The sequence below is a fragment of the Streptomyces sp. NPDC018045 genome (assembly GCF_044327445.1).
Classification (GTDB): Bacteria; Actinomycetota; Actinomycetes; order Streptomycetales; family Streptomycetaceae; genus Streptomyces.
The window spans coordinates 586,573-601,157 of record NZ_JBIRFL010000003.1; the positions used below are offsets into that span (position 1 = coordinate 586,573).

General features: G+C 74.3%; 10 protein-coding genes and 2 pseudogenes. 4 read left to right on the top strand and 8 right to left on the bottom strand.

The genetic code is table 11. The features are described 5' to 3' along the window. Positions 1-188: 188 nt before the first annotated feature. On the bottom strand, positions 189-1,622 hold the full coding sequence (locus ACH4EB_RS10280; protein ID WP_398346946.1) for a LuxR C-terminal-related transcriptional regulator: 1,434 nt from the start codon (positions 1,620-1,622) through the stop codon (positions 189-191). Between the two features lie 206 nt (positions 1,623-1,828). Then, complete coding sequence (locus ACH4EB_RS10285) at positions 1,829-2,833, bottom strand: LacI family DNA-binding transcriptional regulator (protein WP_398346947.1); 1,005 nt, start codon at positions 2,831-2,833, stop codon at positions 1,829-1,831. A gap of 166 nt (positions 2,834-2,999) precedes the next feature. Here ACH4EB_RS10285 and ACH4EB_RS10290 point away from each other — a divergent pair, with 166 nt between their 5' ends. After that, positions 3,000-3,959, top strand: coding sequence for a carbon-nitrogen hydrolase (locus ACH4EB_RS10290; RefSeq protein ID WP_398346948.1), 960 nt, complete (start codon positions 3,000-3,002; stop codon positions 3,957-3,959). Positions 3,960-4,041: 82 nt separating this feature from the next. Here the strand turns inward: ACH4EB_RS10290 and ACH4EB_RS10295 are convergent. Beyond that, a pseudogene (locus ACH4EB_RS10295) lies at positions 4,042-4,263 on the bottom strand (winged helix-turn-helix transcriptional regulator); the annotation flags it as partial. Here ACH4EB_RS10295 and ACH4EB_RS10300 point away from each other — a divergent pair. Then, positions 4,243-4,655 (top strand): annotated as a pseudogene (locus tag ACH4EB_RS10300) (RidA family protein). The pseudogenes ACH4EB_RS10295 and ACH4EB_RS10300 overlap by 21 nt on opposite strands. 107 nt (positions 4,656-4,762) lie before the next feature. Here ACH4EB_RS10300 and alaS read toward each other — a convergent pair. The 3 genes from alaS to ACH4EB_RS10315 form a co-directional block, all read right to left on the bottom strand. Next, positions 4,763-7,417: an alanine--tRNA ligase gene (gene alaS, locus ACH4EB_RS10305; protein WP_398346949.1), complete on the bottom strand. Its 2,655-nt coding sequence runs from the start codon at positions 7,415-7,417 to the stop codon at positions 4,763-4,765. Between the two features lie 51 nt (positions 7,418-7,468). Further along, positions 7,469-8,521: a tRNA (adenosine(37)-N6)-threonylcarbamoyltransferase complex transferase subunit TsaD gene (gene tsaD, locus ACH4EB_RS10310; protein ID WP_398347070.1), complete on the bottom strand. Its 1,053-nt coding sequence runs from the start codon at positions 8,519-8,521 to the stop codon at positions 7,469-7,471. A 421-nt stretch (positions 8,522-8,942) separates the two neighbouring features. Beyond that, positions 8,943-9,533, bottom strand: a complete 591-nt coding sequence (locus tag ACH4EB_RS10315) for a CAP domain-containing protein (protein ID WP_398346950.1) — start codon at positions 9,531-9,533, stop codon at positions 8,943-8,945. 567 nt (positions 9,534-10,100) lie between these two features. On the opposite strand from ACH4EB_RS10315, the gene guaD reads away from it, so the two are divergent. Further along, positions 10,101-11,573, top strand: a complete 1,473-nt coding sequence (gene guaD / locus ACH4EB_RS10320) for a guanine deaminase (RefSeq protein ID WP_398346951.1) — start codon at positions 10,101-10,103, stop codon at positions 11,571-11,573. Positions 11,574-11,666: 93 nt separating this feature from the next. Here guaD and ACH4EB_RS10325 read toward each other — a convergent pair whose 3' ends face one another. Continuing rightward, positions 11,667-12,227, bottom strand: coding sequence for a glycoside hydrolase family 25 protein (locus tag ACH4EB_RS10325; RefSeq protein WP_398346952.1), 561 nt, complete (start codon positions 12,225-12,227; stop codon positions 11,667-11,669). Positions 12,228-12,573: 346 nt separating this feature from the next. Then, the gene (locus tag ACH4EB_RS10330; protein ID WP_398346953.1) at positions 12,574-13,515 is read right to left on the bottom strand and encodes a DUF72 domain-containing protein; all 942 of its coding nucleotides are present in this window, start codon (positions 13,513-13,515) and stop codon (positions 12,574-12,576) included. A gap of 219 nt (positions 13,516-13,734) precedes the next feature. Here ACH4EB_RS10330 and ACH4EB_RS10335 point away from each other — a divergent pair, with 219 nt between their 5' ends. Continuing rightward, the gene (locus ACH4EB_RS10335; protein ID WP_398346954.1) at positions 13,735-14,520 is read left to right on the top strand and encodes a hypothetical protein; all 786 of its coding nucleotides are present in this window, start codon (positions 13,735-13,737) and stop codon (positions 14,518-14,520) included. Positions 14,521-14,585 lie beyond the last annotated feature (65 nt).

The following is a 14,585-nucleotide window of genomic DNA, read 5'->3' on the forward strand; positions in this document are numbered from 1 at the left end:
GCCCGTGCCTCCGCGGTGGCTCCGGCGTACGTCGGTACGCGAGGGACCGCAAGCCTGGAACGGCCGGAACCGTCCGGGCATCGGTAGTCGCACGGAATCGGTATACCTAGGTGCGGAGCGCACGGCGCGCGCCGGTGCCGACACGCGCACACCCTCGGCGTATCCCGGCCCACCCCCGTCCCGAGCCCTCACGAGTCCCCTTCCCCCGGCGCCCCCTCGCCCCTCAGCAACGCCGTGATCTGTACCCGCGACGAGTAGCCCAGCTTGCTGAGGATGTGTTCGACGTGGGCGTCGACGGTGCGTTTGGAGATGACGAGGCGTTCGGCGATCCGGCGGTTCGACAGCCCGGCGGCCACCAGGTCCGCGACCTCGCGCTCGCGTCGGGTCAGGGCGTCGGGCGCGGCGCGGGCCACGAGCGCGCGGCGGTGGTCCGTGCCGGGTGGGGGCCGCTCGCCCTCGGCGGCATACCGGACGGCCCGGGCCCGGTAGCGGGTGAGCTGCCGGGGCGAGGCGAAGCCCGCCGCGAAGGCGGCCAGTTGCGCGCGGCAGTGGGCGACGAGACGGCGCCGGTACGGTGCGGACCCGCCGCGCTCCCGAAGCCGTTCGGCGCCGTACTCGCGCAGCAGGGCGGGCAGCCGGTAACGGTCGTCCCGCCCGTCCGGACACCGCACGACCGACTTCTCGGTGAGCCCGACCAGCGGCGTCAGGACGCTCCGCGCGGGCAGGTCCGCGTCCGTGGTCACCGCGCCGACGGCGGCGAGGTCGAAGGGCCCGGCGAAGACGGACAGCCGCGCCCACAGCAGTTGTTCGGCGGGGGTGCACAGCGCGTGGCTCCAGTCCACGGCCGCCCGCAGCGTCCGGTGCCGCGCCGGGCCCGCCCGTCGGCCGGGCCCGAGCAGCGCGAAGGTGTCACCGGGCCGCACCGGGAGCCGGTCGAGCGGCAGGGCCCGCAGCCGTACGGCCGCCAGCTCGATGGCCAGCGGCAGACCGTCCAGGCGGTGGCAGAGCGCCGCGGCCCGGGCGCGGTTGCCGTCGGTCAGGGCGAAGCCGGGCGCGACGGCGGCGGCCCGCTGGACGAGCAGGTTCAGCGCGTCGCCGTCGCCCGTGCCGTCGGGGTCCGGAAGGGCCAGGGGCGGTACGGGCAGGAGGTGTTCACCGGGCGCGTCGAGGGCCTGTCTGCTGGTGGCCAGGACCGTCAGGCCGGGGGCCTGGGCCAGCAGCAGCCCGGCCGTCGCGGCACAGGCGTCGAGGAGATGCTCGCAGGTGTCCAGGACGAGGAGCAGTTCGCGGTCGGCCAGGTACGCGGTCAGCGCCTCCATGGGCGGACGGGACGCCCGGACCGGCAGCCCCAGCGCGCCGGAGAGGGACCGCGGCAGCAGGCCGGGATCCTGTACGCCCGACAGGTCGACGAAGCGGACGCCGTCCGCGTAGTTCCCGGCCGCACAGGCGGCGGCCCGCAGCGCCAGCCGGGTCTTGCCCACGCCTCCGGGGCCCAGCACGGTCACCAGCCGGGCCCGCGCCAACAGGGCTGCTGCGGCGGCGAGTTCGGACGCGCGTCCGACGAAGCCCGTCACTTCGGCGGGCAGCCTGCCGCCACGCGGCCGGGCGGGACCGGAGGACATGAGCATCACCGTCCAGGCGAGGAGGCCCAAGGTAGCGGCCCCGCCGCGGCAGGCGCGGCGGGGCCGCGACGGGATCACGAACGGCCGGAGGGCGGCGGAACGCGACCGCTGCGTATGCGTGGTGTGTCCGAGCCCGACCGGTCGGGACCGGGAGGGGCGGCCGGGGAGCGCCGTGGCCGAAGTGGGCCCTCCGGCTGCCGCTCCGGCTACCCCTCCGCGCGGCTCGACGCCCGTACCCGCAGGGACCAGGCGTGATGGCGGACGGTCCGCGGACCGGCGCGGCCGGCCAGGATGTCGCAGAGCAGGGCGGCGCAGGCCCGCCCGTACGCGTCCGGGTGCAGGTCGATCGCCGTCACGGGCGGGGCGCAGGCGCGCAGGGCCGCGCCGTCCACGCAGGAGGCGACGAGCAGGTCCCGCCCGGGCGTACGGCCGAGTCCGGCGGCGGCCCGCAGGACGCCGGCGGCGGCTCCGTCGGGCGCGCAGACCACCGCGTCGACGGCCGGTTCGGCCGCGAGCAGGTCCGCGGTGGCCTGCGCGGCCTCGTCGGGGGTGGCGGCGAACGGCACCGTCCGTACGGCGACTTCACGCCCGTGCGTACGGCCCCAGGCGCCTGCCGTTTCGCGCAGCGCGGTGGCCCACGCGGAGGTGCCGGCGGGCGCGAGCAGCGCCGGGTGCCGGGCGCCGGACTCGCGCACGTGGTCCAGCAGCGCGGTCAGCGAGGCGGCGTTGTCGCAGACCACGGCACCGGCGGGGGCGGCGGACGCGCCGAGGTAACGCTCGCCCGTGACCACGGGCACGCCCGCGTCGAGCAGGCCGGGCACGGTGGCGTCGGTGGCCTCCGGGTCGATCACGAGCAGGCCGTCCACGCGCGAGGCGAGCCGCCCGGCGGCCCCGCCGTCCGGGGCCAGCAGCACCACGTCCAGACCGTCCTCCTGGGCGCGGTGCACCGCGCCGAAGGCGAGGGTCATGTAGTAGTCCAGCCGGGTCGCGGTGCGCGGCAGGTGCAGGCCGATCGCGCCGGTGCTGGCCCGGCGCAGCCGCCGGGCGGCGCTGTTGGGCCGGTAGCCCAGCCGGTCGGCGGTGTCCCGCACCCGGCGGCGGGTGTCCTCCGCCACCCGGCCGGACCCCTGGAGCGCGTCGGAGACGGTGCTCTTGGAGACCCCGGCGGCCCGCGCGACATCGAGCAGGGTCACGGTGCGGCGGCTGGTCACGGGGCGCAAGTCTAGACGTACGGGCAGGCCGCCCCGGCAGCCCGGAGCCGCCGCTGCCGCCCGGAGGGTGCCGCGTCGCCCAAGCCCTTGCCGGAACGTTCCGGCACTCGTACATTGCTCCTGCCGGAACGTTCCGGCACGTCCCTCGGTGTCCCTTGGAGCCCCCATGCGTGTGATCACGGCCCTCGCCCCGCCTGCCTCGCCGGCCCGCACCCGCCCGGCCGGGCGCCCCCCGCTGCGCGTCGCCCTCGTACAGCAGCGCTGGCACCGCGACCCCGACGAGCACCGTGCCGCCCTCAAGGAAGGCATCCGCCTGGCCGCCGCCGAAGGCGCCCGCGTCGTCTGCCTCCAGGAGCTGACCCTCTCGCCGTACTTCGCGATACTCCGCAAGGCCGACCACCCCGCCCCCGCCGAGCCGGAGGACCTGCGCACCGGCCCCACCGTCACGTTCGCCGCCGAAGCCGCCCGTGAGCACGGCGTCCATGTGCACGCCTCCCTGTACGAGCGGGCGGACCCCGCCCCCGGCCCCGACGGCACGGTGACGCCCGACGGCCTCGGCTACAACACCGCCGTCCTCGTCGCCCCGGACGGCACCCTCACGGCCCGTACGCGCAAGACGCACATTCCCGTCTCCGAGGGCTACTACGAGGACCACTGGTTCCGCCCGGGCCCGGCCGGCCCCGACGCCTTCCCGACCCACCGCGTCGAGCACGCCACCTTCGGCCTGCCCACCTGCTGGGACCAGTGGTTCCCCGAACCGGCCCGCGCCTACTCACTGGCCGGCGCCGACGTACTGGTCTATCCCACCGCCATCGGCTCCGAGCCGGGCCACCCCGGCTTCGACACCCAGCCCCTGTGGCAGAAGGTGATCACCGGCAACGCCATCGCCAACGCCACCTTCATGATCGTGCCGAACCGTATCGGCACCGAGGGCCCGCTGACGTTCTACGGCAGCTCCTTCATCGTCGACCCGTACGGCCGCGTCCTGGCCCAGGCGCCCCGCGACGAGCCCGCCGTCCTGGTGGCCGACCTGGATCTCGACGCCCGTCGCGACTGGCTGGAGCTGTTCCCGTTCCTCACCACCCGCCGTCCGGACGCGTACGGGCCGCTGACGGCGACGGACTGACGGAGTGTGACGCGGGGCGCGGGGCGCGGGGCGTGCGGCGCGTGGTGGCCGATGACGCATGGCGCCTGGTGCGTGGCGCCCGTCAGATGCCGAAGCGACGGCGCGCGTCCTCGATGTGACCGAGGTACTCGTGCGTCCAGCCGCACATGGCGTCGACCGTGGCGCGCAGCGCACGGCCCGGCTCGGTGAGGGTGTACTCGACCCGTGGCGGCACGGTGGGGTGCACCTTCCGGTCGGCCAGGCCGTTGCGCTCCAGCATGCGCAGGTTCTGGGTGAGCAACTTGTGGCCGATGCCCTCGACCTCACCGACATCCACCACCACAACGTGCCGGCCGAGGGAGACTTCGGCTACGCACAGGCGATCAGGTCCGGGATCTGATCCACGTCTCCGGGCAGCTCTCGCTCGACGCGGCGGGCCGGTTCCTGCACGCGGACGACTTCGCCGCCCAGCTCCAGCGGACCTACACCAACGTGGACAAGGTCCTGGACCACTACGGCGTCACCCGGAAACAGATCGTCTCGCAGACCCTGTACGTGGTGAACCTGCGGCAGAACGCGGCGGCGACGGCGGCGGGCAACCTGGCCTGCTTCGGTGACCACCGCCCGGTCAGCACGGTCGGCGGGGTCACCGAACTGACCTTCCCCGGCCAGGCCATCGAGATCGCTTTCCTCGCCGACCCGAAGCTGCCCGCCTGAACCCGCCCGCAGCGTGCGCGGAGGGACCGCGCGACAGGGAAGGCGACACTCCGCGACGCGCCCTGCCGGGGGGGCGGCTCCCGGCGGGAACCGCCCCCCCCCGCACGTCACTTCTCGCCGAGCAGTCCCGGCAGCGCCGCCAGCGTCTGCGAAAGCTGGTCGGCGGGCAGGCCGCCGCCCTGGGCGAGTTCCGGCGAGCCGCCGCCGCGCCCGTTCAGCAGGCGCTTGACCAGGTCCGACGCCGAGCCGCCGGCGCCCTTGCCGGCCTTGTTCAGGGCGACCACCAGGGCCGCCTTGCCGTCCGTGGCCGAGCCGACGGCCACGGCGGCGGGCTGCCCGGCGGGCAGCCGGTCCCGTACGGCCATGGCCAGCGCGCGGGCCTCGTCGGCGCCGCCGTCCGCGGTGGCCGTGACCACCAGGAAGCCGGCGGCCGGTACGGCGGAGTCGGCCAGCCCGGCGGCGCGCGCCACGGTGGCCTGCTGCCGCAGCCGCTGGTTCTCCCGGTCGCTCGCCTTCAGGCGCTCCAGCAGCCCGGCCACCCGGTCGGACAGCTCGGCGCGCGGGGCCTGGATCTGCTCGGCGATCTGGGCGACCAGGTCGCGTTCGCGGGCGAGGTAGCCGAAGCCCTCGATGCCGACGGAGGCCTCCAGGCGGCGCATCCCGGCGCCGACGGACGACTCCGCGGTCAGCGCCACGACGCCGACCTGGGAGGCGTGGGCGACGTGGGTGCCGCCGCACAGTTCGCGCGACCAGGCGCCGCCGATCTCGACGACCCGCACCTTCTCGCCGTACGTCTCGTCGAAGAGGGCGAGCGCGCCCAGCTCCTTGGCCTCCGGCAGCGTCATCCACTTCACGCCGACCGGCAGGTCGCGGCGGAGCGCCCGGTTGGCGGCCTCCTCGACCTCGCTGCGGACGGTGGCGGACAGGCCGCCGCGCCACGGGAAGTCGAGGCGCAGGTAGCCGGGGCGGTTGTAGGAGCCGGACTGGAGGGCCGTCGGGCCGAGGATCTCGCGCAGCGCGGCGTGCAGGACGTGCGTACCGGAGTGGGCCTGGCGGGCGCCGAGGCGCCACTCCGGGTCGACGGCCGCGTGCAGGGCGTCGCCCGGGGCCAGTTCGCCGGCGGTGACGCGGACCTGGTGGGCGACCAGGCCGGGAAGCGGCCGCTGTACGTCCAGCACCTCGGCCTCCACCGAGGTGCCGGACAACCGGCCCGCGTCGCTGTCCTGGCCGCCGGACTCGGCGTAGAACGGGGTGCGGTCCAGGACGATGGTGACGATGTCGCCTTCGCGGGCCGCCGGTACGGGTCCCTGGGCGCCGAGGACGGCCAGCACCTTGGAGTCGGTCTCCAGCGTGTCCCAGGCGCGCCAGTCGGTGGGCCCGTGCTCGTCGAGGACGGTGCGCAGCGCGGACGTGTCCACGGCGCCGCCGGACTTGCGGGCGCGGGCGTCGGCGCGGGCCCGCTCGCGCTGCTCGCGCATCAGCGCGGTGAAGCCCTCGCGGTCCACCTCGACGCCCTGTTCGGCGGCCATCTCCAGGGTCAGGTCGATGGGGAAGCCGTACGTGTCGTGGAGGAGGAACGCCTGCTTGCCGGGGAGCGAGCGGCCGCCTTCGGCCTTGACCTTGGTGACGGCGGTGTCCAGGACGGAGGTACCCTGACGCAGCGTCGCGCGGAAGGCGTCCTCCTCGTCGGCGGCCTGGCCGGCGATCCGCTCGTAGGACTCGGCGACCTCCGGGTAACTGGGCGCCATGCAGTCGCGGGCGACCGGCAGCAGCTCGGGCAGCGCGCGGTCCTCGTAGCCGAGCTGGCGCATCGAGCGGACGGCGCGGCGCAGGATGCGGCGCAGCACGTAGCCGCGGCCCTCGTTGCCGGGCGTGGTGCCGTCGGCGAGCAGCATCAGGGCCGTACGGACGTGGTCGGCGACCACGCGCAGCCGTACGTCGTGCTGCTCGTTCTCGCCGTAGCGGACACCGGCGAGGGCGGCGGCCCGGTCGAGGATGGGCCGGGTCTCGTCGATCTCGTAGAGGTTGTCGACGCCCTGGAGGAGGGTGGCCATCCGCTCCAGGCCCATGCCGGTGTCGATGTTCTGGCGGGGGAGTTCACCGAGGATCGGGTAGCCGGACTTGCCGGTGCCCTCGCCGCGCTCGTACTGCATGAAGACGAGGTTCCAGAACTCCATGTACCGGTCCTCGTCGACCTCCGGGCCGCCCGCCCGGCCGAACTTCGGCCCCCGGTCGTAGTACAGCTCCGAGCAGGGCCCGCACGGCCCCGGCACGCCCATCGACCAGAAGTTGTCCTCGTCCCCGCGCGAGACGATGCGCTCCTCGGGCAGACCGGAGATCTCCCGCCACAGGGTGCGCGCCTCGTCGTCGGAGTGGTGCACCGTGACCCAGATGCGCTCCGGGTCCAGCCCGTAGCCGCCGTCGGCGACCGGGGTGGTGGACAGCTCCCAGGCGAAGCGGATGGCGTCTTCCTTGAAGTAGTCGCCGAGGGAGAAGTTGCCGTTCATCTGGAAGAAGGAGCCGTGCCGGGTGGTCTTGCCGACCTCCTCGATGTCCAGCGTCCGCACACACTTCTGCACGCTGGTCGCGCGCGGCCAGGGCGCCGCCACCTCACCGGTCAGGTACGGCTTGAAGGGCACCATGCCCGCGTTGACGAACAGCAGGGTCGGGTCCGGCGTCGGCAGCGGCGCGCTGGGAACGACGGTGTGGCCGCGCTCGGCGAAGAAGTCGAGGAAGCGGGCGCGGATCTCGGCGGTACGCAAAGGGGGCTCCGGGGCGGTCGGGGTGGCGGAAGGGGGCGGTCGCGGCGGCCGTCACGCGGCGGCGCGCGCCGCCCGGGCGACCGGGTGCAGCGCCGCGTACTCCAGCGGCGCCGACGGGTCGATCGAGAGGTCCAGCGGAGCCGGCTCGGCGCCCGCCCGTACGAGCAGGTCGCCGACGGCGGCGATCATCGCGCCGTTGTCCGTGCACAGCCGCAGGGGCGGCACCCGCAGGGTGATGCCCGCCGTGCGGCAGCGCTCCTCGGCGAGGGACCGCACGCGCGAGTTGGCGGCGACGCCGCCCACCACCACCAGGGTGCCCACGCCGTGCTCCGCGCAGGCCGCGACGGCCTTGCGGGTCAGTACGTCGGCCACCGCCTCCTGGAGGGAGGCCGCGCCGTCCGCGACGGGCAGGTCGCCGCCGGTGTGCCGTTCGGCCCAACGCGCGGCGGCCGTCTTGAGGCCGGAGAAGGAGAAGCCGTACGGATCGTCGCGCGGCCCGGTCAGCGGACGCGGAAACGCGACGGCCTTCGGGTCGCCCTCGCGCGCGGCCCGGTCGATCGCGGGCCCGCCGGGGTACGGCAGGCCGAAGACCCGCGCGACCTTGTCGAAGCACTCCCCGGCGGCGTCGTCGAGGGTGTCACCGAGGTGCACGATCGGATCGCGCGCCAGGTCCCGTACGAGGAGCAGGGAGGTGTGCCCGCCGGAGACGATCAGCACCATGCAGGGATCGGGCAGCGGGCCGTGCTCCAGGGTGTCGGCGGCGACGTGCCCGGCGAGGTGGTGCACCCCGTACAGCGGCACGCCCAGCCCGTACGCCAGTCCCTTGGCGCCGGCCAGACCGACCTGGAGGGCGCCCGACAGACCGGGGCCGGTGGTCACGGCCACCGCGCCGATGTCGGCCATCGTCAGGCCCGCCTCGTCGAGCGCGCGGCGCACGACGGGCGTGAGGGAGTGCACATGCGCGCGGGCCGCGATCTCCGGCACGACGCCGCCGTAGCGCGCGTGCTCGTCCATGCTGGACGCCACCGCGTGCCCGAGCAGCTTCCCGTCCCGGACCAGCCCTGCCCCGGTCTCGTCGCAGGAGGACTCGATCCCCAGCACCACTGGAGAGCCTGGAGATGCCACCGCACCGCTCCTTCGTACCCGGCTTCGTTATTGCGAGAAATGTGCAACAACCCGTCTCGCACCAGGATACGGCGGGCCGCAGTGGCCGGGCGGGGGCGGAGGGAGGTCCGGGGCGGATCGGGAGGGGTGGGGGCGCGCCGGGAAGCGGGGCGGCCCGGGGGTGGATCGCCGGGGTGGAAGGGGTGCCGGGTTGCGGGGTGGCCGGGCTGGTGGGCGGCTGGGCGGCGGATGGCCGAGCTGCCGGGCCTCCGGGCGGTTCGGTGCCGGGACCGGCGGCGGGGCTCCTGTCACGGCTACGGGGCAGGGCGGGCGCGGCAGATGCCCGCACCCGGCCCGGCCCGGAACCGCACGGCCCAGGAACCGCCCGGCCCAGGGACCGTACGCCCCGGGCACGGGGCCTTCAGACAGGGCGGGCCAGCAGCAGCGTCCACCACGGGCCGCGGTCGTCGGTGCCGCTGTTGATCCCCACTCCCGCGTGCCGGAACGCGCAGTCCGCCAGCACCACCTGGTGCTCCGGACTGTGCGCCCACGCCTGGACCACCTCGGCGGCCCCACGCTGGCCGCGCGCGATGTTCTCGCCCGCGCGGCGCCAGTCGTACCCGACGGCCGACAGCCGGCTGCCCGGCCCCGAACCGCCGTGCTCCCGGTGGGAGAGCGACCCCTCGCGGGCCATGTGGTCACTGTGCCGCTGGGCCGCCTTCGTGACCGTACGGTGCGCCCGTACGGGACGGCAGCCGGCCTTCGCCCGCTCGCGGTTGACCAGGCGCACGACGGCCTTCCTGGTCGCCCCGGCGTTGCGGGGGAGGCGGGTGAGGGCGGGGGCTTCGAGCGCGTGGGTGCCGTGAGCCGCTTGCGCCGCGAGGGCCGGGCCCACGGTGCCCGGCCGGGCCACGTACGCGCCCGGAGGCGTCGCCACGGCCGGCCCGCCCACCACGAGCGCCACCAAGATCAGCACCGCCACGGCCACTCGCACCGCGTACCACGCCGTCACCCTCCGGCCCGCTCCGCGCCCCGGCCGCCCGCACCTTCTTCCGCGCCCCCGCCGTCCGCTCGCCACCGGCCCCTGCCGCCCACTCGCCCCCGCCGCCGCGTCCCGGCCCGCGATCCCGTCCGCACTCCCGCGCATTCGGCCCCTGTTCCTCGACGTTCCTCAACGTTCCGACGTTCCTTGCCGGTCACCGACTGTGGTGATCCGGCCGGGCCGGTCGACCCGGTCGTCACCCGGCTCGGCGCCGTTCCGGCTCGTGGCCCGGTGCCGTTCCGGCTCCTGGCCTGGTGCCGGCCTGCCACCGTCCCGGTTTCCCGGCCCGGTGCCGTACCCGGCCCCGGACCAGCGCCGCCCCGGCTCCCGGACCAGCGCCGCCCCGGCTTCCGACCCGGCACCATCCCGGCTCCCGACCCGGCGCCGTCCCGACTCCCGGCCCGGTGACAGTCTTGCCGTCCTCGCCCCCGCCTCTGTCGTCCGTGGCCGATACCCGACCCGTTCGGCTGTACCGGCGGCCCACCCCGCTGACGTACGTCAGATCCATCCCCGCCCCGAGCGGGTACCCGCCCGCACATGACCAGTACGCCCACGCCCCCTGCCGCAGCCACGACCGCAGCCGCACCCCGTGCCGCAGCCGCCCCCGCGACCGCAGCCACGCCCACGACCGCAACCGTTCCCACATCCGCAGCCACCCCGGCCGCCCCCGTCACCGCCGTCCGTGGCCCCCTCGTCCGCTTCCGGGCCGACCCCTTCCGCACCGGAAACGCGGAAGCCCTTGTCCACGACCCCGACGGCCTGCTGATCTGCGAGGCCGGGCGGATCACCGCCGCAGGCCCGTACGCCGACCTCCGCGACCGGCTGCCGGCCGGCACCGAACCCGTCCACTACCCCGGTCACCTCATCACCGCGGGCTTCGTCGACGCCCACACGCACTACGTGCAGAAGGAGGCGGTCGCCCGGTTCGGCGCCCAGTTGCCGGACTGGCTGGAGCACACCTACGTCACCGAGGAGCGCTTCGCCGACGGCGCCCACGCCCGCCGCGTCGCCTCCTCCTTCTGCGACGAGCTGCTGCGCAACGGCACCACCACCGCCCTGGTCTTCGCCTCCGTACACCCCGGATCGGCCGACGCCCTGTTCGAAGAGGCGTCCCGGCGCGACCTGCGCATCGCCGCGGGCAAGGTCCTGATGGACCGCAACGCCCCCGACAGCCTGCTCGACACCGCTCAGCGCGCGTACGACGAATCCCTGGACCTGATCCAGCGCTGGCACGGCAAGGGCCGCAACCTCTACGCCGTCACCCCGCGCTTCGCCCCCACCAGCACCCCCGCCCAGCTCGAAGCCGCCCGCGCCCTGCGCGCCGACCACCCCACCACCCTGCTGCACACCCACGTCTCGGAACACCGCGACGAGATCCCCTGGGTCCGCTCCCTCTTCCCCGACCGCGACGGCTACCTGGACGTCTACGACCACTACGGACTGCTCGGCCCCCGCACCGTCCTCGCGCACGGCATCCACCTCACCCCCGCCGAACGCGACCGCTGCGCCCGCACCGGCACGGCCGTGGCCCACTGCCCGTCCTCGAACCTCTTCCTCGGCAGCGGGCTCTTCCCCCTCCGCGAGGCCAAGGAGGGCGACCACCCGCTCACCGTCGCCCTGGGCACCGACATCGGCGCCGGCACCAGCTTCGCCCTCCTCCAGACCATGCGCGACGCCCACCAGGTCGCCAAGCTGCGCGCCTACGCCCTCGACGCCGTCAAGGCGTTCTACCTCGCCACCCGCGGCGGCGCCGAGGCCCTGGGCCTGGCCGACACCATCGGCTCCCTGACCCCCGGTCAGGAAGCCGACTTCACCGTCCTCGACCCACGCGCCACCCCTCTCCTCGCCGCCCGCACCGCCCGCGCCGAGTCCATCGAGGACCTCCTCTTCGCCCTCAGCATCCTCGGCGACGACCGCACCGTCCGAGCCACCTACACAGCGGGCCGACCGGCCTACGAACGAAACACGACACCACCGCACGCAACGGGACCAGACAGCCCAGCCACCTGATCACCGGCCGGACACTCCGTGCGCCGGGATGGGACCGTGCCCCCGCCCGTCCCGCCCGTACGCCGGGTGACACGGTCCCCCCTGCCCGCGCCCTTACTCCTTCCCCGGGGCGGCCCACTTCTTGAGCGCGTCACGGTTCTCGAACTGTGCGACGTTCTTGTCCAGTGGGTGGTCGGTGTGCTGGTGGAAGAGCCACTTCCCCTTGATGCGGGGCTTGCCGGGGCTGACGTAGTCGGCGATCCACAGCCCGTCCGCGGCGTACGACGTGGTGTCGTGCCCTTTCCAGAAGGACACGTTGGTGTACAGCAGTACGCGGTGGTGCGGCGCCAGCTTCTTCACCGCCCGCAGGAACTGGTCCTTCTGCGCCCCGCTCGCGTGCGTGCCGGAACTTGTCGTCTCCCAGTCGGCGGCCAGCAGGTCGCCTTCCTTCGCCCCGCACTTCTCGATGAAGTACTTGGCCTGGGCTTCGATGTTCCCGGGCCACAGAAAGTGGTAGAAGCCGACCACGCATCCCGCTTTCCGGGCCTTGGCCACCTGATCCGCCCGGTGCGGACTGGCGTAGGAACGCCCCTCGGTCGCCTTGACGAACACGAAGTCCAAACCCTTCGCATCGTACGAGGTGTTGTGTGCGGAGATATCTACGCCGTGCAGCATGGGGAGCCTTTCGGGAGGGGAGCGGGGAGCGGGGCAAACGGAATCAGCGGTAGGGCCTAAGGGCGAAACCCACAACCGACCGGGGATGGAATACACAGAGCCGACATCCGACGCTGAACCGGGCCCTGACGAACTCCCGCCCGTCACACCCTCCTCAGTGCGTCCTCCCTCATACATTCCCCACACTTCCCGGTCCTCATCCCGACCGCCGCACCCCGCCGGAGCATTCACGTGCGCCCCCACCCTGCACTCCGCCCCCTGAGGGGCCCGGACGCTCCGTCCCCTGCGGAGGCCGGTCGCTCCGTCCCCGAAGGAGGCGATCACTCCGCCCCTTGTGCCAGAACGGTCACTCCCATCCCTCGGGTCCGGGCCCCTCGGGTTCGGGTCCTTCGGGTTCGGGTCCTTCGGGTTCGGGCAGCCCGAGCAACGTCCGCATCGACTCCGCGGCACGTACGGCCGCGTCCGCACAGCAGTTGTTGAACAGCACGTGTACCAGTTCGGCCCGTTCCGCCATTCCCCGAAGGCGCGGAACCCACTGCGCCAACTCCTCCTCCGTGTACGCGTACCGGAACCGTTCCTCCTTGCTCCCGGTGCCCCACGCGGAATTACGCCCGTGAAAGCGCACCACCGCCAGCCGGTCGTCCGTGACGGGAGTGACCGGAGGTATCGACACCGGCAACGTCTGCACCATGTCCACCGCCACGGTGGCCACCCCCAGTTCCGCCAGCATCGCCGCCGTGGACGCCTGCCGCTTCTCGTCCCGCCACCACTCGGGGTGCCGGAACTCCACCGCGACCGGCCACCCTGCGGTCCGCTCCCGGCACCGCTTCAAAAACGCCTCCGCCCGCGCGCCCGGCGCGAACCACGGCGGAAACTGGAACAGCAACGTGCCGAGCCGCCCGGCCTTCCGCAGCGGCTCCACCGCCCCACTGAACCGCTGCCACACCTCGTCCAGCAGTCCACCGTCGTCCGCGTCGGCATATTCCCTGTGCCGTGCGAACGCGGACCGCAGTTCGGCGGGCAACGCGGCCGGCCGTGTCGGATGCCCGGTGAGCAACGAAAACGCCTTTACATCGAACCGGAATCCCTCCGGCGTCCGTTCGGTCCACAAACGGCTGTTGCGCTCACTCGGCATCGAGTAATACGTCGCGTCGACCTCGACCACCGGAAACCGACCGGCATAATGCCGCAACCGCCCCTCGGCATCCCGCCGCACCGCCGGATACCACCCACTCGATACCAGCGCACGGTCCGTCCACGAACACGTCCCGACCAAAATCTCACCCATGCCCCCCGGCTACCCCGTCGAGAGCCGAGCAACGGAAGGGCGTGCTTGCGCCCGTCGACGGCGGTCCGGGTGATCCGGGTGGTCCGGGTGATCGGGGTGACCCGGCGACCCGGGCTACCGTCGGCCCCACCCTCCTGCTGCTGAGCCCGGACCCGGCGGCCGGTGGGTGTTGATAATGTGCCGGGATCATGACAAGTACGGGGGAAGGGTGGCACGCGAGTGTCCGGTAAGACGGCGGTCGACCCTGCGGAGCTGCGCGCGTCCGCGCAGGCCGAGGACGCGATAGCGGACGACATGAAGGCCCCGAACAACAAGGCGCTCTCCACGTCCAAGGACGCCGCCCGGTCGCTCCAGGGCTGGTCGATCGGTACGGCCCTCCAGCAGGTCGCCGACAGTTGGAAGCCCTCCCTGGACGGGATGCGCGCCCGTGCGAAGTCGGGCGCGAACAACCTCCGCGCGAGCGCGTCCGGCCACGAGTGGAACGAACAGGACACCTACCGGGACTTCGAGAAGACCGGCGACCAGGCACAGACCCAGTCGGGGCTGCAATCGATGAGCGCGCCCGCGAGCGGCCCGGGCGTCATCGGCGGCCCGGGCGCGGCGGGCTCGGAGGGCACCCACCCGATGCCGGGCGGGAACGGTCTGCCGGGACCGGGGGGTGTCATCGGCGGGCCCGGGGCCGCCGGTTCCGAGGGCAGTTCCCCGATGCAGGGAGCGAGCCGTCCGCCGGGACCGGGGGGTGTCATCGGCGGGCCGGGTGCGGCGGGTTCGGAGGGCCACCACCCGATGCCGGGAGCGAGCCGTCTGCCGGGTCCGGGGGATGCCATCGGCGGGCCGGGCGCCGCCGGTTCCGAGGGCACCCATCCCATGCCCGGCGCGAGCCGGCCGCCGGGCCCCGGCGGCCCCGCGTACACCGGCCCGGACCCCGGCGCGAAGTGGACACCGGAGGACATGGCGAACGCCAAGCCCATGTCGGCCCCGGCCGACGGCTCGCCCTTCGGGTGAGCCCCGCCTGCCGGGCTCCCCGGGCCCCGCGCCTGCGGCCCGGCCGCCCGGCTTCCCGTCCGGGC